Source organism: Bosea sp. ANAM02 (assembly GCF_011764485.1).
GTDB lineage: Bacteria > Pseudomonadota > Alphaproteobacteria > Rhizobiales > Beijerinckiaceae > Allobosea.
This window is the reverse complement of record NZ_AP022848.1, coordinates 3,262,728-3,281,254: the sequence shown is the minus strand read 5'-3', so window position 1 is coordinate 3,281,254 and position 18,527 is coordinate 3,262,728. Positions and strand designations below refer to the sequence as shown.

Annotated in this window: 20 protein-coding genes; 12 read left to right on the top strand and 8 right to left on the bottom strand. The window is 65.9% G+C overall.

The genetic code is table 11. The features are described from left to right. Positions 1-48 precede the first annotated feature (48 nt). Positions 49-1,110: a polysaccharide deacetylase family protein gene (locus tag OCUBac02_RS15730; RefSeq protein ID WP_465247726.1), complete on the top strand. Its 1,062-nt coding sequence runs from the start codon at positions 49-51 to the stop codon at positions 1,108-1,110. A gap of 248 nt (positions 1,111-1,358) precedes the next feature. Here the strand turns inward: OCUBac02_RS15730 and OCUBac02_RS15725 are convergent, their stop codons facing one another. Then, positions 1,359-1,568 (bottom strand): DUF2842 domain-containing protein, encoded by a 210-nt coding sequence (locus tag OCUBac02_RS15725; protein ID WP_173046890.1) that lies wholly within the window; start codon positions 1,566-1,568, stop codon positions 1,359-1,361. A gap of 98 nt (positions 1,569-1,666) precedes the next feature. Here OCUBac02_RS15725 and OCUBac02_RS15720 point away from each other — a divergent pair, with 98 nt between their 5' ends. Next, positions 1,667-2,770 carry a COX15/CtaA family protein gene (locus OCUBac02_RS15720; RefSeq protein WP_173046888.1) on the top strand — a complete coding sequence of 368 codons (1,104 nt, stop codon included), beginning with the start codon at positions 1,667-1,669 and terminating at the stop codon, positions 2,768-2,770. A gap of 260 nt (positions 2,771-3,030) precedes the next feature. On the opposite strand, the gene OCUBac02_RS15715 is transcribed toward OCUBac02_RS15720, so the two are convergent. From OCUBac02_RS15715 to OCUBac02_RS15705, 3 genes are all read right to left on the bottom strand, one after another. Further along, positions 3,031-4,308, bottom strand: coding sequence for an O-acetylhomoserine aminocarboxypropyltransferase (locus tag OCUBac02_RS15715; RefSeq protein WP_173046886.1), 1,278 nt, complete (start codon positions 4,306-4,308; stop codon positions 3,031-3,033). Between the two features lie 233 nt (positions 4,309-4,541). After that, positions 4,542-5,072: a CoA-binding protein gene (locus OCUBac02_RS15710; protein ID WP_173046884.1), complete on the bottom strand. Its 531-nt coding sequence runs from the start codon at positions 5,070-5,072 to the stop codon at positions 4,542-4,544. Between the two features lie 174 nt (positions 5,073-5,246). Beyond that, entirely contained in the window at positions 5,247-6,062 is an 816-nt protein-coding gene (locus OCUBac02_RS15705; RefSeq protein ID WP_173046882.1) for an enoyl-CoA hydratase, read from the bottom strand. A gap of 102 nt (positions 6,063-6,164) precedes the next feature. Here OCUBac02_RS15705 and OCUBac02_RS15700 point away from each other — a divergent pair, with 102 nt between their 5' ends. From OCUBac02_RS15700 to OCUBac02_RS15660, 9 genes are all read left to right on the top strand, one after another. Further along, positions 6,165-6,581, top strand: a complete 417-nt coding sequence (locus OCUBac02_RS15700) for a PaaI family thioesterase (RefSeq protein WP_173046880.1) — start codon at positions 6,165-6,167, stop codon at positions 6,579-6,581. Positions 6,582-6,863: 282 nt separating this feature from the next. Beyond that, positions 6,864-7,328, top strand: coding sequence for a 50S ribosomal protein L13 (gene rplM, locus OCUBac02_RS15695; RefSeq protein WP_047574119.1), 465 nt, complete (start codon positions 6,864-6,866; stop codon positions 7,326-7,328). Between the two features lie 2 nt (positions 7,329-7,330). Next, a complete protein-coding gene (rpsI, locus tag OCUBac02_RS15690) occupies positions 7,331-7,810 on the top strand; it encodes a 30S ribosomal protein S9 (protein ID WP_047574120.1) in 480 nt (159 codons plus the stop codon). A gap of 221 nt (positions 7,811-8,031) precedes the next feature. After that, complete coding sequence (locus OCUBac02_RS15685; RefSeq protein ID WP_173046878.1) at positions 8,032-8,784, top strand: SDR family oxidoreductase; 753 nt, start codon at positions 8,032-8,034, stop codon at positions 8,782-8,784. 194 nt (positions 8,785-8,978) lie between these two features. Continuing rightward, positions 8,979-9,257, top strand: a complete 279-nt coding sequence (locus OCUBac02_RS15680) for a hypothetical protein (protein WP_173046876.1) — start codon at positions 8,979-8,981, stop codon at positions 9,255-9,257. 15 nt (positions 9,258-9,272) lie between these two features. Beyond that, positions 9,273-10,229 (top strand): agmatinase, encoded by a 957-nt coding sequence (gene speB / locus OCUBac02_RS15675; RefSeq protein WP_173046874.1) that lies wholly within the window; start codon positions 9,273-9,275, stop codon positions 10,227-10,229. A gap of 99 nt (positions 10,230-10,328) precedes the next feature. After that, positions 10,329-10,787 carry a YybH family protein gene (locus tag OCUBac02_RS15670; RefSeq protein ID WP_173046872.1) on the top strand — a complete coding sequence of 153 codons (459 nt, stop codon included), beginning with the start codon at positions 10,329-10,331 and terminating at the stop codon, positions 10,785-10,787. A gap of 186 nt (positions 10,788-10,973) precedes the next feature. Next, entirely contained in the window at positions 10,974-11,909 is a 936-nt protein-coding gene (argC, locus tag OCUBac02_RS15665) for an N-acetyl-gamma-glutamyl-phosphate reductase (RefSeq protein ID WP_244638955.1), read from the top strand. 105 nt (positions 11,910-12,014) lie between these two features. Further along, positions 12,015-13,115 (top strand): helix-turn-helix transcriptional regulator, encoded by a 1,101-nt coding sequence (locus OCUBac02_RS15660; RefSeq protein ID WP_173046868.1) that lies wholly within the window; start codon positions 12,015-12,017, stop codon positions 13,113-13,115. Positions 13,116-13,492: 377 nt separating this feature from the next. Here the strand turns inward: OCUBac02_RS15660 and OCUBac02_RS15655 are convergent, their stop codons facing one another. Both OCUBac02_RS15655 and OCUBac02_RS15650 read right to left on the bottom strand, forming a co-directional pair. Next, positions 13,493-14,341 carry a fumarylacetoacetate hydrolase family protein gene (locus OCUBac02_RS15655; protein ID WP_047581752.1) on the bottom strand — a complete coding sequence of 283 codons (849 nt, stop codon included), beginning with the start codon at positions 14,339-14,341 and terminating at the stop codon, positions 13,493-13,495. Next, the gene (locus tag OCUBac02_RS15650; RefSeq protein WP_173046866.1) at positions 14,338-14,715 is read right to left on the bottom strand and encodes a hypothetical protein; all 378 of its coding nucleotides are present in this window, start codon (positions 14,713-14,715) and stop codon (positions 14,338-14,340) included. The genes OCUBac02_RS15655 and OCUBac02_RS15650 overlap by 4 nt, the downstream gene beginning before the upstream one ends. A gap of 56 nt (positions 14,716-14,771) precedes the next feature. Here OCUBac02_RS15650 and OCUBac02_RS15645 point away from each other — a divergent pair, with 56 nt between their 5' ends. Further along, positions 14,772-16,118, top strand: a complete 1,347-nt coding sequence (locus tag OCUBac02_RS15645) for an OmpP1/FadL family transporter (RefSeq protein WP_173046864.1) — start codon at positions 14,772-14,774, stop codon at positions 16,116-16,118. Positions 16,119-16,582: 464 nt separating this feature from the next. On the opposite strand, the gene kce is transcribed toward OCUBac02_RS15645, so the two are convergent. Both kce and OCUBac02_RS15635 read right to left on the bottom strand, forming a co-directional pair. Beyond that, a complete protein-coding gene (gene kce / locus OCUBac02_RS15640) occupies positions 16,583-17,515 on the bottom strand; it encodes a 3,5-dioxohexanoate:acetyl-CoA acetone transferase (RefSeq protein ID WP_173046862.1) in 933 nt (310 codons plus the stop codon). A 37-nt stretch (positions 17,516-17,552) separates the two neighbouring features. Next, positions 17,553-18,494: a 3-hydroxyacyl-CoA dehydrogenase gene (locus OCUBac02_RS15635; protein WP_173046860.1), complete on the bottom strand. Its 942-nt coding sequence runs from the start codon at positions 18,492-18,494 to the stop codon at positions 17,553-17,555. Between the last annotated feature and the right edge of the window lie 33 nt (positions 18,495-18,527).

The following is an 18,527-nucleotide window of genomic DNA, read 5'->3' as shown; positions in this document are numbered from 1 at the left end:
GCGATCGTGCGACAGAGTTAGCGGGTGGTTGCAAGAGGACGCTCGCATTTGGCTGCCATGAACGCGCGTCACAAGGCCATCGCGGCCGCATTCCGGATGATGGCGGCGACGGGGGCCGATCGCTGGAGCCGAAGCTTCGCGCAAGGGCAGGGCGTGATCCTGACCCTGCACCATGTCCGGGCGGCGAAGACGCGCGGCTTCGCGCCGAACGCGCTGCTCGATGTCACGCCGGGTTTTCTCGATCGCGCGCTCGGTCTTATCCGGGCCGACGGCTACGATATCGTCTCGCTGCAGGAGGCATTGGCCCGTTTGCGCAATCCGAAGCCCGGCCGCTTCTTCGTCGCGCTGACCTTCGATGACGGCTATCGCGACAATGTCGAGCAGGCCTGGCCGATCCTCGCGAAACACGAGGCGCCCTGGACGCTATTCGTGACGCCGGGCTTCGCCGACCGCACGGCACGGCTCTGGTGGCTGGAGCTGGAGGAGGCGATCCGGGCGCTGCCGCGCATCGATCTCGCCTTGCCGGACGGCCGCTTCACCGCCCGGACCGAAAGCGATGCCGAGAAGGACCGCGCCTTCGCCAGGCTCTACTGGCGTCTGCGCCGCGCGCCGGAAGCGATTCTGCTCTCTGCGATTTCCACCCTCGCGGCAGAAGCCGGCATCGACCCCGTCGCCCTCGTCGAGCGCGAATGCCTGCCCTGGGAGACGCTGCGGGCTCTCTCGGGCGCGCCGGGCGTGACGATCGGCGCCCATACCCTGACGCATCCGATGCTGGCAAAGCACGACATCGATGTCGCCCGCCGCGAGATCGCCGAGAGCAAGGCGCGACTGGAGGCGGAACTGGCTATCCCGATCCGCCATTTCGCCTATCCGGTCGGCGACCCCGGCTCGGCCGGGCCGCGCGATTTCGCGCTGGCCGCGGAGGCGGGCTTCGAGAGCGCGGTGACCACTCGGCCGGGCCATCTCTTCTCCGAACACGCCGGCCATCTCCACGCCCTGCCGCGCGTCTCGCTCAACGGCCTCCACCAGAACGAGGCGGCACTGCGGGCGCTGCTGTCCGGGCTGCCGTTCTGGCTGCGGAGCAGGGGGCGGAAACGGGGCGTAGATTGACTTTGAAAATCAAACTTTGGGGGATTCGTTGGACAATTTTTTTGGATTGCTCGTCGGCATATCAATTTACGGAATTATAGGGTCTTTTCCGGCCGTTCTGATTATTTCTTTTTTGTTTGGGTGTGGTTGGAAAAGTATCTTGTATGCAATTGTAGCTGAGTTCTTTTTTCTAGCTTTGTTTTTCACCCTGTTTTTAAGCGCAAACAGGGTTTGATTTTCACAATTTTATGCTCTGAGGGATGGGCAGTTTATGTCTCGTCCTTGCGCTCCATCCACTTGATCAGCGGCAGCAGCGGCAGCACCCAGGCGAGGCCGAGCGCGATATAGGCGACGGTCTGCACCAGCTTCGGCGCCTCGGTGATCCGCCCTTGTGCCAGCGCCATCGCGACGAGCGCATAGACGCAGACGAAGACGAGGATCAGCACGGTCCCGATCAGCTTGCGGTTGCGTTGTTTCATCGGGCTCTCCACCGAGCGAGCTGGGCTGCTGCGGCAATGCGGGCGTTGTCGTGCCGGAGCGACGGGTCTATGTCATCGGCGAGCGCGCTTGTGAAGCGATGCGCGCCCAAAGATCCCCGCCTGCGACCGAAAGCCCGCCCGTGACCCTCGCCCTTGACCAGACCCGCGCCGACGCCAGGGCCGATCATGCCGGCATTCGCCGCTGGCTCTGGATCGTGGCCGGGCTCGTCTTCCTGATGGTGGTCGTCGGCGGTGCGACGCGGCTCACCGGCTCCGGCCTCTCGATCACCGAATGGAAGCCGATTACGGGGGCGATGCCGCCGCTCTCGGCCGAGGTCTGGGCCGAGGAATTCGGCAAATACCGCGCGAGCCCGCAATACCAGCTTCTCAACGAAGGCATGAGCCTGGGCCAGTTCCAGTTCATCTACTGGTGGGAATGGGGTCATCGCCAGCTCGGCCGCTTCATCGGCCTGATCTATCTCGCCGGTTTCCTCGTCGTCGCGCTGCGCCGCCTGCTGCCGGTCCCGCAGGTCGCGACGCTGTTCGGCATGGGCCTGCTGCTCGGCCTGCAGGGCGCGATCGGCTGGATCATGGTCGCTTCGGGCCTTGAGCCCGGCATGATCGCCGTCGCGCCGGTCAAGCTGACGCTGCATCTCACCTTCGCCGGCCTGTTCTTCGCTTCGGTCGTGGCTTTCGCGACGACATTGACCCCGTTGCGCCGGATCGAGCCGGCACGGGGCAGGGCGACCGCATGGCTGCTCCTGCTGCTGCTCTTCGTGCAGGTCGCGCTCGGCGGGCTCGTCGCCGGCTCGAAGGCCGGCTTCACCTTCAACACCTGGCCGCTGATGGACGGCGCGCTGGTGCCGCCGGGCTCGCAGCTCTTCGCCCAGACGCCGTTCTGGGAGAACTTCGTCGACAATGTCGCGCTGGTGCAGTTCAACCACCGCCTCGGTGCCTACATCCTCTTCGCCGTCGCCTTGTGGAATGTGCTGAGGCTGCGCCGCGCCGCGCCGGGATCGGGCAGTGCCAGGCGCGCGACCGCAATCGCCGGGCTGGTGCTGGCGCAATCGGCGCTCGGCATCGTCACGCTGCTGCTGGTCGTGCCGCTCTGGGCCGGGCTGGGCCATCAGGCGCTCGGCTTTGCCGTGCTGGCGATGGGCGTGGTCCACGTTACGCGCACTGAACAGGCGGCAAGGACGTAAGGCGAAGCGGCGCTCCGCACTTTGTCATTCCGAGGCTTCGCGCAGCGAAGAGCCCGGAATCCAGAACCGATGCCGCTTTCATAAAGAACACGGTTGGGCGGTCGCCTCAAATCCATGACGGCGTCGGCTCTGGATTCCGGGCTCACGCCTGCGGCGTGCCCCGGAATGACAGTCGGGGTGTTCCAACGAAAAAAGGCGCCGTTTCCGGCGCCTCCTCGATCATGAGATTCTCGGGTCAAACCCGAGAATGACGCACGAGCTCAGGCCAGCGCCTGATCCAGATCCGCGATCAGGTCCTCGACATCCTCGAGCCCGATCGAGAGGCGGACCACCTGCGGCCCGGCACCCGACGCGATCTTCTGCTCGTCGGTAAGCTGGCGATGGGTGGTCGAGGCGGGGTGGATCACCAGCGAGCGGGTGTCGCCGATATTGGCGAGATGCGAGAACAGCTTGAGGTTCGAGACCAGCTTGACGCCAGCGTCGTAGCCGCCCTTGAGCCCGAAGGTGAAGACCGCGCCGGCGCCCTTCGGCGTATAGCGCCTGGCAAGCTCCTGATACTTGTCGCCGGGCAGGCCGGGATAGCTGACCCACTCGACCGCCGGATGCTTGGCGAGATGCTCGGCGACCTTCTGCGTCGAGTCGCAATGCCTCTGCATGCGCAGGGGCAACGTCTCGATGCCGGTCAGCAGCATGAAGGCATTGAAGGGCGAGAGCGCCGGGCCGAGATCGCGCAAGCCGAGCACGCGCGTCGCGATCGCGAAGGCGAAATTGCCGAAGGTCTCGCCCAGCACCATGCCGTTATATTCCGGCCGTGGCTTGGAGAGCATCGGATAGCGGTCGTCGCCGACCCAGTTGAACGAGCCGCCGTCGACGATCAGGCCGCCGATCGAGTTGCCATGGCCGCCCAGGAACTTCGTTGCCGAATGCACGACGATGTCGGCGCCGTGCTCGAACGGGCGCAGCAGATAGGGCGAGGCCATCGTGTTGTCGACGATGAGCGGGATGTTGTGCTTTTTCGCGATGGCGCTGATCGCCGCGATGTCGACGATGACGCCGCCCGGATTGGCGATGGACTCGATGAAGATCGCCTTGGTCTTCGGCGTCACGGCGGCGGCGAAGCCCTCGACATCGTCCGGATCGGCCCAGATCACGTTCCAGCCGAAGCTCTTGTAGGAATGGTTGAACTGGTTGATCGAGCCGCCATAGAGCTTGCGCGCCGCGACGAACTCGTCGCCCGGCTGCAGCAGGGCGTGGAAGCAGAGGAACTCGGCCGCATGGCCGGAGGCGACGGCGAGCGCCGCCGTGCCGCCTTCGAGCGCCGCGACGCGCTCTTCCAGCACCGCATTGGTTGGATTGCCGATGCGCGTATAGATGTTGCCGAAGGCCTGCAGACCGAACAGCGAGGCGGCGTGGTCGACGTCGTCGAAGACGAAGGAGGTTGTCTGGTAGATCGGCGTGGCGCGTGCGCCCGTCGCCGCGTCGGGGGCCGCTCCGGCATGGATGGCGAGTGTGCTGAAACCCGGTGCGCGGTCGGTCATGGCTGCTCCCTGACAATCTGACGTCGAAAACGGATCGTTCGATTTAACGAACGGTTGGCGAGGCGTCAATTCGGGAGGCGGCGCTCATTCTAAAGAACCGAGCCCTCGTCCTGAGGAGCCGCGAAGCGGCGTCTCGAAGGACGCTCCAGATACTTCCGGCCCCCCTGAAACATCCTTCGAGACGCGCCTGCGGCGCTCCTCAGGATGAGGGCTGAAGGAATTTGAAGCGGGCTTTACGTCCCCGGCCGGTTGATCGTCAGCTTCTGGAAGCCCTTGCCGGCGAGCACCGGCCTCTTGGCCGAGAGGATGCGCGAATTGATGCCCTGCCAGCCGATCTCGCCCGACAGCCGGCCGTATTCGATCTTCGGGCAGCGGTTCATGATGACGGTGACGCCCTTCGCCTCGGCCCGCGCCGCGGCCGCGTCATTGCGCACCGACAACTGCATCCAGATCACCTTGGGCAGCGGGTCGAGCGCCAGCGCCTCGTCGGTGATCGGGCCGGCCGCTTCCGAGTTGCGGAAGATCTCGACCATGTCGACCGGGCCGGGGATGTCCCTGAGCGCGGCATAGACCGTCTTGCCGAGGATCGTCTGGCCGGCGAGGCCGGGATTGACCGGGATGACGTCATAGCCGCGGTCGATGAGGTACTTGGTCACGATCCAGCTCGGCCGTGCCTCGTTGGCGGAGGCGCCGACCAGCGCGATCCGCTTCACGGATTTCAGGATGTCGCGGATCAGGCTGTCGGGATAGGCGTCGTGGGTCATGAGGCTGGGCTCGGCGGCAGGGAAAGCGCAGGACCGATATAGGATGCGGCAGCCGCGCCGTCATCCCGGACGCAGCGAAGCGGAGATCCGGGATCCATTCCGGAGCGCTTCCGGCAAAGGTTCCGGCATGGATCCCGGGTCTCCCTCCGGTCGCCCGGGATGACACGGAGGTGGTTATGTTTCTCCCCACACCGGCGCGCGCTTTTCCACGAAGGCGCCGATGCCCTCCTCGGCGTCGCGCGCGAGCATGTTCTCGACCATCACGGCCGAGGCATGGTCATAGGCCGCCTTCAGCCCCATTTCGCGCTGCTCGTAGAAGGCGCGCTTGCCGATCTTGATCGTCGCCGGCGATTTCGAGGCGATGATCGCGGCGAGCCGTCGTGCCTCCGCCAATGCATCGCCGGCGGGCACGACACGATTGACGAGACCTATCCGGGCCGCTTCATCGGCCGGCACCATCTCGCCGAGCAGCAGCATCTCCAGCGCGTGCTTGGCCGAGAGATTGCGCGAGAGCGCCACCATCGGCGTCGAGCAGAACAGCCCGATATGGACGCCCGGCGTACAGAACCGCGCGGCCCCGCCCGCGATCGCGAGGTCGCAGCTCGCGACGAGCTGGCAACCGGCGGCCGTCGCCGTGCCCTCGATCGCCGCGATCACCGGCTGGGGCAGGGCGGTGATCTGCTGCATCATGGTCGAGCAGCGCCCGAGGATATCCGTGAAATAGTCGCGGCCCCGGTCGGCATCGGCGCGACGGGCGGTCATCTCCTTGAGGTCGTGCCCCGCGCTGAACACCGGCCCTGCAGCGGTCAGGATGACGACCTTGATCGCGCGATCGGCAGCGATGGCGGTGAAGGTCTGGCTCAGCGCCGCCAGCATCGCCTCGCTCAGCGGGTTGCGCGTCTGCGGACGGTTCAGCGTCAGCGTCGCGACGCCCTGCGCATCCTCGCGCAGCAGCACGGGCGCGGCCTCCGGCTTGTGATGGGCGTTCATCGTGCTCCCCTTCCGCAATTCCGCCTATTGTCGGGGCCAGCCGGCCATGCTGCAAGGGGAGAAGTCCCGCCTCAGCCTTCGGTTTTCCGCATGACGACTCGCATGAGCGCCTCCGAGATCGATGCCTATCTCGATCAGGTCTTCCCCCAGCTCCACCATGGCGGGCGCACCTATTTCATCGAGGAGGTCGGGCCGATGACGGCCCGGATGCGCTGCGACTATCACGAGAAGCATCTGCGTCCCGGCGGCACGATCTCCGGCCCGACCATGATGGCGCTGGCCGATCTCGCGCTCTATGCGGCGATCCTGGCCCAGATCGGCCCGGTCGGCCTCGCGGTGACGACGAGCCTCAATTTCAACTTCCTGCGCAAGCCCGGCCAGGCGGCGCTGATCGGCGAGTCCAGGCTGCTCAAGCTCGGCAAGCGGCTCGCGGTCGGCGAGGTCTGCCTCTATTCGCAGGGCGAGGCGGAGATGGTCTGCCACGCGACCGGGACCTATTCGATCCCGGCCGAGCGCTGAGAGCGGACCAATCGGCGTCATTCTCGGGCTTGACCCGAGAATCTCGTGCAGGATAGGGCGTCCCTCCTTCCAGAGATGCTCGGGTCAAGCCCGAGCATGACGGCAGGAAAGATGCGGTATCCTGATACCGTTTTTCTCAGGCGATTGAAAAATCGACATTTTTGGCTTTCGAGCGCCGATCTTGATGCTTGACAGCCGGCGTCCTTGCCCCTATCCCGACGCCACACCGCCGCCGGGCTCTCCGGCGGCTTGTCCTTTTTTACGCAACCGAAGGGTACCGCGATGAAGACCACCGTCTCGCTCAAGCCCGCCGATGTCGAAAAGAAGTGGGTTGTGATCGACGCCTCCGGGCTCGTCGTCGGCCGTCTCGCCTCCGTTGTGGCGATGCGTCTGCGCGGCAAGCACAAGGCCGCCTACACCCCCCATGTCGACTGCGGCGACAATGTCATCGTGATCAACGCCGAGAAGGTCTCCCTGACCGGCCGCAAGCGCGAGCAGAAGAACTACTACCACCACACGGGTTTCCCGGGTGGCATCAAGGAGCGTTCGGCCAAGTTCATCCTGGAAGGCCGCTTCCCTGAGCGCGTCGTCGAGAAGGCTGTCGAGCGCATGCTGCCGCGCGGCCCGCTCTTCCGCCAGATCCTCGGCAACCTGCGCGTCTACAAGGGCGCGGAGCATCCGCACGCTGCCCAGTCGCCGGAGGCGCTCGACGTCGCCGCGCTCAACAGCAAGAACAAGAGGGTCTGACCGTGGCTGAAGTTCTGCAGTCTCTCTCCCAGCTTGGCGACGTCGCCAAGCCCGCTCAGCCGGAAGCTCCGGTCCACGTCAAGAAGGTCGACGCCCAGGGCCGCGCCTATGCCACCGGCAAGCGCAAGAACGCCATCGCCCGCGTCTGGATCAAGCCGGGTTCCGGCAAGGTCACCGTCAACGGCCGCGACCAGGAGATCTATTTCGCGCGCCCGGTGCTGCGCCTCGTGCTGGCGCAGCCGCTCCAGCTCGTCGACCGCATGACGCAGTATGACGTCGTCGTCTCGGTCAAGGGCGGCGGTCTCTCCGGCCAGGCCGGCGCGGTGCGCCACGGCATCTCCAAGGCTCTGACGCATTACGAGCCCGAGCTGCGCGGCCCGCTCAAGAAGGAAGGCTTCCTGACCCGCGACTCGCGTGTCGTCGAGCGTAAGAAGTTCGGCAAGGCCAAGGCCCGCCGCAGCTTCCAGTTCTCGAAGCGCTGATCGTTTCCGGGATTGCCGGTATGCGGAAGGGCGGCTCGCAAGAGCCGCCCTTTTCGTTTCTATTGCCTTTCTGTCTGTCTCAGCCCTCATCCCGAGGAGTAGCCGAAGGCTGCGTCTCGAAGGACATTTCGGGAAACTCCGGAACCTTCTGGAGCATCTTCCGAGACGCCGCTGGCGCGGCTCCTCTGGATGAGGACTGCATTCTGCCGAAGGAGCCCGCCATGACCCGCCCTGTTCTTCTCGTCACCGGCGGCAGCCGCGGTATCGGTGCCGCGACCTGCATCATGGCGGCCGGGCGCGGCTACGATGTCGCGGTGAACTACCAGAGCAACGCCAAGGCGGCGGCCGAAGTCGTCGCGGCCTGCGAGGGGAAGGGCGCCAAGGCCGTGGCGCTTCAGGGCGACATGGTTGATGAAGCCGACATCATCCGCGTCTTCGCGGAGGCGAGGACGGCGCTGGGGCCGCTGACGCATGTCGTCAACAATGCCGGCATCACCGGCAGGTCGGGGCTGCTCGTCGAGACCGACGCCGCGATCATCCGCGATTGCATCGACGTCAACGTCACCGGCGCGATCCTCGTCGCCCGCGAGGCAGCGCGCGCGCTCATCGCCAACCCGGGGGTGGAGGGCAGGGCGATCGTCAACATCTCCTCCGTGGCGGCGGAGCTGGGCTCGCCCGGCGAATATGTCTGGTACGCGGCCTCGAAGGGCGCGGTCGATTCCCTCACCATCGGCCTCGCCAAGGAACTGGCCGGGCACGGCATCCGCGTGAACGCGGTGGCACCCGGCATCACCGAGACCGAGATCCACGCGCTCTCGACCGGCGAGGCCGGCCGCGTCGCGCGGATCGCGCCGCTGATCCCGCTGAAGCGCGCCGCGACCGCCGACGAGATCGCCGAGGCTGTGCTGTTCCTGCTCTCGGAAGCATCGAGCTACACGACCGGCATCATCCTGAAGGTCAGCGGCGGGCGGTAACTTCCACTCCTCTCCCTCCAACCGCGCCGTCATCCCGGACAAGCCGCGAAGCGGCGCCGATCCGGGATCCATGCCTGAACCTGCGCCGGAAGCGCTCCGGCATGGATCCCGGGTCTCCCTTCGGTCGCCCGGGATGACGGCGCGGTTGAGACAGGACATATAGTCGTTTCAGTCGACACCTCGCTCGGAACCCCATGCGCGTCCTTCTCGTCCTGATCGCTTTCGGCATGATCGCGGTACCGGCCCTGCTGATGCTGGCGCGGGAGGAGCTGCCGCGCGGGCGGCGCATCGGCCGGGCGCTGGTGATCTTCCTCGCGCCGGCCATTGCGCTAGGCTTCATCCATGGCGTTCCGGAGCTCGACGGCCGCGCGCTCAACAATCCCAATGCCTGGACGATGCTGCGGCTGGTACTGACCGCGTTCGCGCTGATCCTGCCCTGGTGCCTCTATGTCTGGTTTACCGCGCGCCGCTGACGACCCGAGACGCTGATGACCGAAGCCTCCGACAAGCCGCCGATCGACCATGCCTTCACCGGCGACAGGCGCGGCGGCGCAGCCGATCCGACCTATGCCGGCGCGCTCTCCTTCATGCGTCGCCGCTACGGCAAGGACGTCGCGGGCGCCGATCTGGTGATCTGGGGCGTGCCCTTCGATCTCTCGGTCACCAACCGGCCGGGTACGCGCTTCGGCCCTCAGGCGATCCGCCGCGCCAGCGCGATCTTCGACGGCGACCCGCAATATCCATCGGGCATTGACCCCTTCGCCCGGCTTTCAGCCGTCGACTATGGCGACTGCGCCCTGCCGCGCGGCGATCTCCAGGGCTGCGCCCGCGCGATTCAAGTCGAAGCTGCCGGCATCCTTGCCGCCGGCGCCCATCTCGTCACGCTCGGTGGCGATCATTTCGTGACCCTCCCGCTGCTGCGCGCCCATGTCGCCCGCCACGGCAAGCTGGCGCTGATTCAGTTCGACGCTCATCAGGATACCTGGGACGACGGTCCGGGCGGCATCGGCCATGGCAGCTTCGTGCTGGAAGCGGTGCGAGAAGGCCTGATCGATGTCGAGCGTTCGATCCAGGTCGGCATCCGCACGGTGGCGCCGCGCGACTGCGGCATCGCCATCATCGACGCCTATGAGGTGCAGGAGCTCGGCGTCGCCGGCACGGCAAGGCGCATCCGCGAGCGGGTCGGGGAGGGCGCCGCCTATCTCACCTTCGACATCGATGTGCTCGATCCCGCCTTCGCGCCGGGCACCGGCACCCCGGTTTCGGGCGGCTTCACCGCCGATCAGGCGCTGCGCCTTCTCTGGGCTCTGCGTGATCTCGATATCCGCGGCATGGACGTGGTCGAGGTCTCGCCGCCCTACGACCATGCCGACATCACGGCAATCGCCGCCTCGACCATCGTCCAGCATCACATCCAGGGGCTGGCGTTAAAGCGGGGACGTTGAATCGATCTGTGAGGGAGCGGAATCAACTTGCGAAGTTTCCTTCCGAAGTCTTTTGTTTGATTCCGTTTCTGGTCTGGTGGCCGACAGAAAGGGCCTGCGATGACGGCAGCCTCCGCCGAAAGCTTCCCCGCCGCGCTGGCTGCGCTGCGCCGCGCCCTGGCCGATGTCGCCCAGGGCGATGTGCGGGCGATCAAGGCGCTCTATTCGCATAGCGAGGAAGCGACGAGCTTCTATGGCTGGGGCGGCTATGAGAAGGGCTGGGAAGCGGTCTCCCGGCGTTGGGACTGGGCGGCCGAGCAGTTCAAAGGCGGCACCGTTTCGCACGAGAACGTCACCACCGTTGTCGGCGATCCCATCACGCTGGTCACCGATATCGAGACCTTCGAGGTCGCGATGGCGCCGGGCGCCGCACCGACGCGCTGGACCAATCGCGTCACCCATGTCTTCCGCTTCGAGGGCGGCGGCTGGCGTCTGCTGCACCGGCATGCCAACCGGCTGGAGGGGCGTTACGAGCCGGCGGCCAGGCTTCCGGCAGCGGATGCGGTTGCGCGAGATTGACAGCCGCTCGCCTTGCGAACATATACGGGTCATGATGACGAGCTTCATCCGACGTCGCCCTGTCCAGGCCGCCCCGGCGCGCCCGCGATGACGCTCGGCTGACGTCCGAACGCCCGCGACCGCGCCATCGAGCGCGGTTTTTTTATGCCTTTAGCCAACTCGCCTGCCCAGCCACCGGGGGTCCCGATGAGCCAGAACCTGAAAACCATCTTCATCGACGGCGAAGCCGGCACGACCGGCCTCGGCATCCGCGAGCGCCTGGCGGCGGTGCCGGAGGTCGCGGTCAAGAGCATCGACCCCGACAAGCGCAAGGACCCAGCTGCCCGTAAGGACATGATGGCGATCGTCGATCTCGTCGTGCTCTGCCTGCCCGACGAGGCCGCCAAGGAATCGGTCGCGCTGGCCGATCAGCTCGGCTCTGACGCGCCCAAGATCGTCGATGCCGCGACCGCCCATCGCGTCGCGCCGGGCTGGGTCTATGGCTTTGCCGAGCTGGAGCCCGGCCATGCCGAGAAGATCGCCGGCGCGAACCGTGTCGCCAATCCTGGTTGCTATCCGACGGGCGCGATCGCGCTGCTGCGGCCGCTCGTCGATGCCGGGCTGATGGCGCAGGACCACCCCGTCACGGTCAATGCCGTCTCCGGCTATTCCGGCGGCGGCAAGTCGATGATCGAGGATTTCGAGACCGGCGTCGCGCCGGCCTTCGAGCTTTACGGCCTTGGGCTGCGTCACAAGCACCTGCCCGAATTGCAGGCCTATGCCCGGCTGACCCGGCGGCCGATCTTCGTACCCTCCGTCGGCAATTTCCGGCAGGGCATGCTGGTATCGGTGCCGCTGCATCTCGACACGCTGCCGGGGCGCCCGAGCGTCGCCGATCTCCATCACGCGCTGGCCGAGCGCTATGCCGGCTCGACCTATGTCAGCGTGCTTCCGCAGGACGGCCGGAACGGCAAGATCGAGCCGGAGGCGCTGAACGACACCAACAAGCTGGAGCTCACCGTGTTCGGGCAGGACGATCTCGGCCAGGCGGTTCTGGTCGCGCGGCTCGACAATCTCGGCAAGGGAGCGTCCGGCGCCGCCGTGCAGAACATCCGCCTCATGCTTGGCCTGCCGGAAGGCTGAACCTTCCGGCCGCGAACGCGTTGCGGCATCAATCAGGGCCTGTCTTTTGACGAGACATTTTCGCGTCGTGCGGGATAGGTTGGTTGTTCTGCGAGAGAGAGCGACGTGACGGGCAGCGAGTTCGAGAACGCGTTGATCGACGGCATCTACGAGGCCGCGATCGTCCCCGAGGCCTGGCCTGCCGTGCTCCGCGACACGGCCCGCATCGCCAGTTGCCGCGAGGCTTTGCTCGGAACCGTGCTGCACGACGAAGCGCGGCTGGTCGGCTCTTCGCCCGAATTCACCGAGGGCTACGAGGAGGTGCTGCGCCGGATCCCGTTCGCGGTCAACGAGCGGGCGCAGCGCCTGCTCGCGCATGGCCGGCTCGGCTTCATCACAGACGACGATGTCTTCAGCCGTGACGAGATCGCGCGGGAGCCGGTCTATCAGGATATCCTCATCCCGGCCGGATATGGTTCGGGCGTCGCGACGGTGATGACCGCACCGACCGGCGACACCACGATCGTCCATTGCGAGCGTTCATTTGCGGAAGGAACCGTGGATGGGCAGGCCATCGCTGCTCTCGATCGCCTGCGGCCGCATTTCGCCCGCGCCGGGTTGCTCGGGCGCCGCCTGGCGATGGAGCGCGCGCGGGCCGCATCTCAGGCGCTCGAACTGATGGGGCTGCCGGCCGCGGTTCTCGGCCTGCGCGGCCATGTGCTCGACGCCAACGCCCTGTTCCAGGACCTGATGCCCGGTGTCTTCCTCGATCGCGCAGCACGCCTCGCTTTGGCCTATGCGCCGGCCGACGACATGCTGGCCAATGTGATCGCCGGATTCTCGCGGGCTGACCTGCCTCAGCCCGTCCGCTCCGTCCCGATCCCGGCCTGGCGCGGCGCCAGCCCCATGGTCGTGCATGTCGCGCCGGTGCGTGGCCGGGCTCGCGATATCTTCTCCTTTGCCGGTGCCATCATCGTCGCCACGCCGATCACGGCGGGCGCGGGGCCGGATGCCGGCCTGATCGCCGGCCTGTTCGACCTGACCCCGGCCGAGGCACGGCTGGCCGCGGTCATCGCCGGCGGCCACCCGCCGCGCGATGCGGCGTTGCGTCTCGGCGTGACCGAGGCCACGGCGCGCACGACCCTGAAACGCATTCTCGCCAAGACCGGCACGCGCCGGCAGGCCGATCTGGTGGGGCTGCTGAAGAGCGCCGCCGGGCCCCGCTGAGGCTGGGCGGCGGCGCGTTGTCCCTGCCGGCGCTTTCGCGCAGCCGTAGGAACCTCCCATTTGGGGGATGCCGAAATTTGGCGGGGAGGCCAGAGTGGGAAAACGCCAGAGGGCTTCAAGGCCACAGGCGTGTATCGGCTTGCACTGCCGAAGCCAGGTCAAGCAGCTTCGGCAGTGCTTTTTTTCCTGTTTCGTCGAGAGCCGGCAGCCGGATGCTTGGAGCCTGCTGATTTGGCCCTGAATCAAGCCGCCCTTCCGGGTCTGCGCCGCTTCGCGACTTGCCGGGAATGACGCCTGGTTCCATTGAAACCAAGCAGCTCTAAAGGCCGATCGTATTCGGCCGATAAGAAAAGGGGCGCCGAAGCGCCCCTTCCGGATCAGCCCTTGTAGGGCACGAAATTCTGTTTCTGCTCGCCGAGGCCCTCGATGCCGAGGGTGACGACCTCGCCGCCCTTCAGGAAGCGCGGCGGCTTGAAGCCGAGGCCGACGCCGGGCGGCGTGCCGGTGGTGATGACGTCGCCCGGATCGAGGCGCATGAACTGGCTGATGTAATGGACCAGATAGGCGGCGCCGAAGATCATCGTCTTGGTCGAGCCGTTCTGCACGCGCTCGCCATCGACCTCGAGCCACATGCCGAGATTCTGGATGTCCTTGATCTCGTCGGTGGTGACGAGCCAGGGACCGAGCGGGCCGAAGGTCGGGCAGCCCTTGCCCTTGGCCCACTGGCCGCCGCGCTCCTGCTGGAAGGCGCGCTCGGAGACGTCGTTGCAGACGCAGAAGCCGGCGATCGCCGCCATCGCATCCTTCTCCTCGATATAGGAGCCGCCGTCGCCGATCACGATCGCGAGCTCGACCTCCCAGTCGGTCTTCTGCGAACCCTTGGGGATGATCACGTCGTCATTCGGGCCCACGATGCAGTTCGGGGCCTTGTTGAACAGGATCGGCTCCTTCGGGATCTCGGCGCCGGTCTCCGCCGCATGGTCGGCGAAGTTCAGGCCGACGGCGATGAAGTTGCGGACGTCGGCGACGCAGGCGCCGATGCGGGGCGAACCGGAGACCAGAGGCAGCGATTCCGGCGAGAGCGCCTTGATCTTGGCGAGCGAGGCCGAAGTCAGCGCCTTGCCGGCAAGGTCTGGAATGACGCCGGACAGGTCGCGCAACCCGCCCTTGGCATCGAGAAGGGCCGGCTTCTCCTGGCCGGACGCGCCGTAGCGGAGCAGTTTCAAGGTGTTTCCCCCGTTTTCAAACGATCTAAATGGGTGACGGGATTCTGATCGGATGCCGGCGGGAAACACAAGCCCGTCATCGCGCATGGGGCATCCGCAAAGCGCGGGCCGTCGGATTGTTGCCCGAATGCAACGCCGCTTTCCAAAGCGACGGCTCCGGCAAACCAAATCGGGGAAGGCCGGCAGGTTCGAAAGGGCTCAAAACCGGCAATAGTTCTTATATAAACGATATCTTTCTGAACAATCTCGTCGGCGCATGCTCGAAAATGGTCGCTTTTGGGCAATTTTCCGAGTTTCTGAGGCGAATTGGGGAGCCGCTGCGGCGATTTCAAGGCGCGCCGAGCAGGATTGCGGCGGGAAACGGCTCGCGTCATGCTTCGAATCAAGCGGGGTGTCTGACCTCGAAGAACCTAGAACCGGGATGGATTCGATGAATGGCCTTGTTCGTACCGCCGCAGCCGCCACCGTCTCGCTCGCCGCCCTGCTCGCGGCTGGAGCGGCCTCGGCGAGCTCCTTCGCCATCCGCAGCGGCCAGAGCGCCGAGGGTCTCGGCATGGCCTATGCCGGCGCCGCTTCGGGTGGCATCGGCATGGGTTCGATGGCCTGGAACCCGGCGACCATCACCATGTTCCCCGGCCGCAACAGCCAGTGGAACTTCACCTATCTGCTGCCGCAGGGCGAATATACGCCGACGACAGGAACGCGCGTGGTCGTCGCTCCGGGCGTCACCGTTCCGAATACCGCGCTGGGCGGCAGCCCGCTCGGCACCGGCCAGCTTGGCGGCGACGGCGCCTTCATCCCGGCCTCCTATTCGGCCTGGCAGCTCAATGACCGGCTCTGGATCGGTATGACGACCGGCGCGCCGTTCGGCTTGCGCTCGAAGGCCGACAATACCTTCAACGCCGCCCAGACCTATGGCCGCTCGGCGAAGGTCCGCTCGATCAACGTTTCGCCGACCATCGGTTACAAGGTGAACGACTGGCTCTCGATCGGTGCGGCGCTCCAGGTCCAGTACTTCAAGGCCAATCTGAAGCAGGCGACCGGCCTCACCGCTGCCGCCGGCAATGCGATCCTCGACGGCGACACTATCGATTTCGGCTATCGCTTCGGTGTGAACCTCACCCCCTGGCAGGGCACCAATATCGGCATCGCCTATCGCTCCTCGATCCGGCAGACGCTCGAAGGCAAGTTCTGGCTCCCCGGCGCCGTGATCCCGATCAAGGCCAATCTGAATCTGCCCGATTCGGTCGTCTTCGGTGTCTCGCAGCAGATCAATGATCAGTGGCAGGCCCATCTCGGCGTCGAATGGACGAACTGGAGCCGCTTCCGGCGCATTCCGATCGTCAGCCAGCTCAATGGCCTGCCGGTCACCAGCCTGAACTTCGTCTATGACGACTCGTGGTATTTCGCCGCAGGTCTCGAATACAAGTACAACCGCGACCTGACGCTGCGCGCCGGCGTCGGCTACGAGCTCTCGGCGGTCAACGACACCAACCGCACGATCTACATCTCCGACAACGACCGCCTCTGGCTTTCGGCTGGTCTGAGCTACAAGTTCTCGGAAAAGGTCAATCTCGACCTCGGTTACACCTATATCCACGTCAACAAGGCCCGTGTGAACTACGGCCCCACGCATCCGCAGTTCAGCCCCGCGGCGCCGGTTCTCTATGCGGCGGAGGCCAAGCCGCAGGTCCACATCGTGTCGGCGGCGCTGACCTATCGCTGGGACAACCCGGCGGAGACGATCCCGGTCCAGCCGGTGGTCCGCAAGTACTGAGCGGCACGGCCCGAAACGGACTCAAAGAGAAGCCTGCCGCGATGGAGCGGCGGGCTTTTTCATGTGCGGAAAGCTGACCGGTCGGGAAGCGGCGCGCCGCCGTTCCACTCACGATTGCGCGTGCAAGCAGCGGGATGACGGGTGCTCCCGAGCGAAATCAGCCCGCCGCGGACCGCCGGCCCGAAACTGGAACGCGGCTTTCAGGAGACGCCGATGCGGAATCGCGAAACCCGGGTATCGGGCTGAAAGCGATAATCAGTCCGATACACCAGCGTCTTCAAGCGAAGCGAGTCCCGGTTTGCAAAAAGCGTCAAATCAAAGACATGGAGCTGTTCCGCCATTGAGGCAATCGCGGAACAGTTCTAGAGCATCGGACTGAATATCATATTCAGCCCGATGCTCTAGTTATTTGATTTTGCATCGGCTTTTTCCGAGAACCGCGTGCCACTTTTCGGGCCGATGCTCTAGAAGGCCACTTTATCCGCGCCCTTGAGCTGCAGGGCCTGACGGGCCTCGGCCGGGGTTGCGATTTCCAGCCCGAGTCCCTCGACGATCTGCCGGGCGGCGCGAACCTGATCGGCGTTCGATCGAGCTAGCTGGCCAGGGCCGAGCCAGAGCGAATCCTCCAGCCCGACGCGCAGATTGCCGCCCATCGACACCGCCATCGCGGCGATGGCGAGCTGGTGGCGCCCGGCGCCCAGCACCGACCAGTGATAGTCGTCGCCGAAGAGCCGGTCGGCCGTGCGCTTCATATGCGCGACATCTTCCGGATGGGGGCCGATGCCGCCCAGGATGCCGAACACCGACTGCACGAAGAAGGGCGGCTTCACCAGGCCGCGATCGGCGAAATGCGCCAGCGTGTAGAGATGCCCGATATCGTAGCATTCGATCTCGAAGCGGGTGCCGTTCTCGGCGCAGGTCGTCAGGATGTTCTCGATGTCCTGGAAGGTGTTCTTGAAGATCCGGTCTTTCGAACCTTCGAGATAGGGCCGCTCCCAGTCATGTTTGAAGTCCTTGAACCGGCCGAGCATCGGGTAGAGGCCGAAATTCATCGAACCCATGTTCAGCGAGGCGACCTCCGGCTTGAAATGGGCGCAGGGCTGGAGACGCTCTTCGACGCCCATGGTCGGCGCGCCGCCCGTGGTGATGTTGATGACGGCGTCGCAGCGCTGCTTGATCACTTTCAGGAAGGGCTCGAAGGCTTCCGGAGACTGGTCCGGCTGGCCGGTCTGCGGATTGCGCGCGTGGACATGGACCAGCGCCGCGCCGGCCTCGGCCGCCCCCACCGCCGCATCGATGATCTCGTCCGGCGTCACCGGCAGGTGAGGGGACATCGACGGAGTGTGGATCGCGCCGGTCACCGCGCAGGTGATCATGACTTTGCGAGTCTTGGCCATGGTTCGGTTACTCTTCCTTCTCGCACCGTTGGCGATTTCAATCGGGTTTACGCGCAGCCGCCCGCTTATGGGCTCGCAGGGCGGCGAGGCGTGCGTCGCGCCAGTCGCTCAGGCGTTTGACACGCTCGGCCGATTGCGTGCCGCGCCATTCCCGCATCACCGCGGCGACGGTCTCCTCCTCGAACGGATTGCCCAGCCCTTCCGAGGATTTGACCATGCGGTCGAGCGAAGCGGCATAACGCGAACAGTAGTCGGGAATACCGCCGGGCGCATTGAGTTCGATTGTCTCGAAGGGCCCCATGAACGCCCAGCGCAGGCCGAGCCCGTCGCGGATCGTCTTGTCGACGTCCTCAGCGCTTGCGACGCCTTCGCCGACGAGGCGGAACGCTTCGGCCAGCAGCACCGCCTGCAGGCGGTTGAGGACGAAGCCGGCCTTCTCCTTGCGCAGGGTGATCGGCACCTGGCCCGCCTTTTCGTAGATCGCCTTGGCGCGCTCGACGACGGCCGGATCGGTCCAGGGGGCCGGCGCGATCTCGACGATCGGCACCAGATGCGGCGGGTTCACCGGATGGCCGACGAGGCAGCGGGCGCGGCCCTTCAGCCCCTCGCTGAAGACCGAGGCCATGATGAAGGAGGTCGATGAGGACAGAATGGCGTCGGGAGCGGCGAGCGCATCCATTTCGGCGAAGAGCGCACGCTTCGCCGCAACGGTCTCCGGCCCGTTCTCCTGGACGAAGCCGGCGTCCGACAGGGCGTCGGCGAGACCGGACGCGACCCGGATGCGGGCGAGCGACCCCTTCGGATCCTCGACCAGTCCGTGCCCGGCGAGTTCGTCGAGATTGGTCGCGATATGGCTCCGCGCGGCGTCGGCGGCTCCGGCGACGACGTCATGCAGCGCCACGTCGAAGCCGTGGCTGGCGAAGACGGTCGCCCAGGCACGGCCGATGAGGCCGGAGCCGACGATGGCGATCTTGGTCATCGGAAAACATCCTTGCTCAGACATGCGGGGACC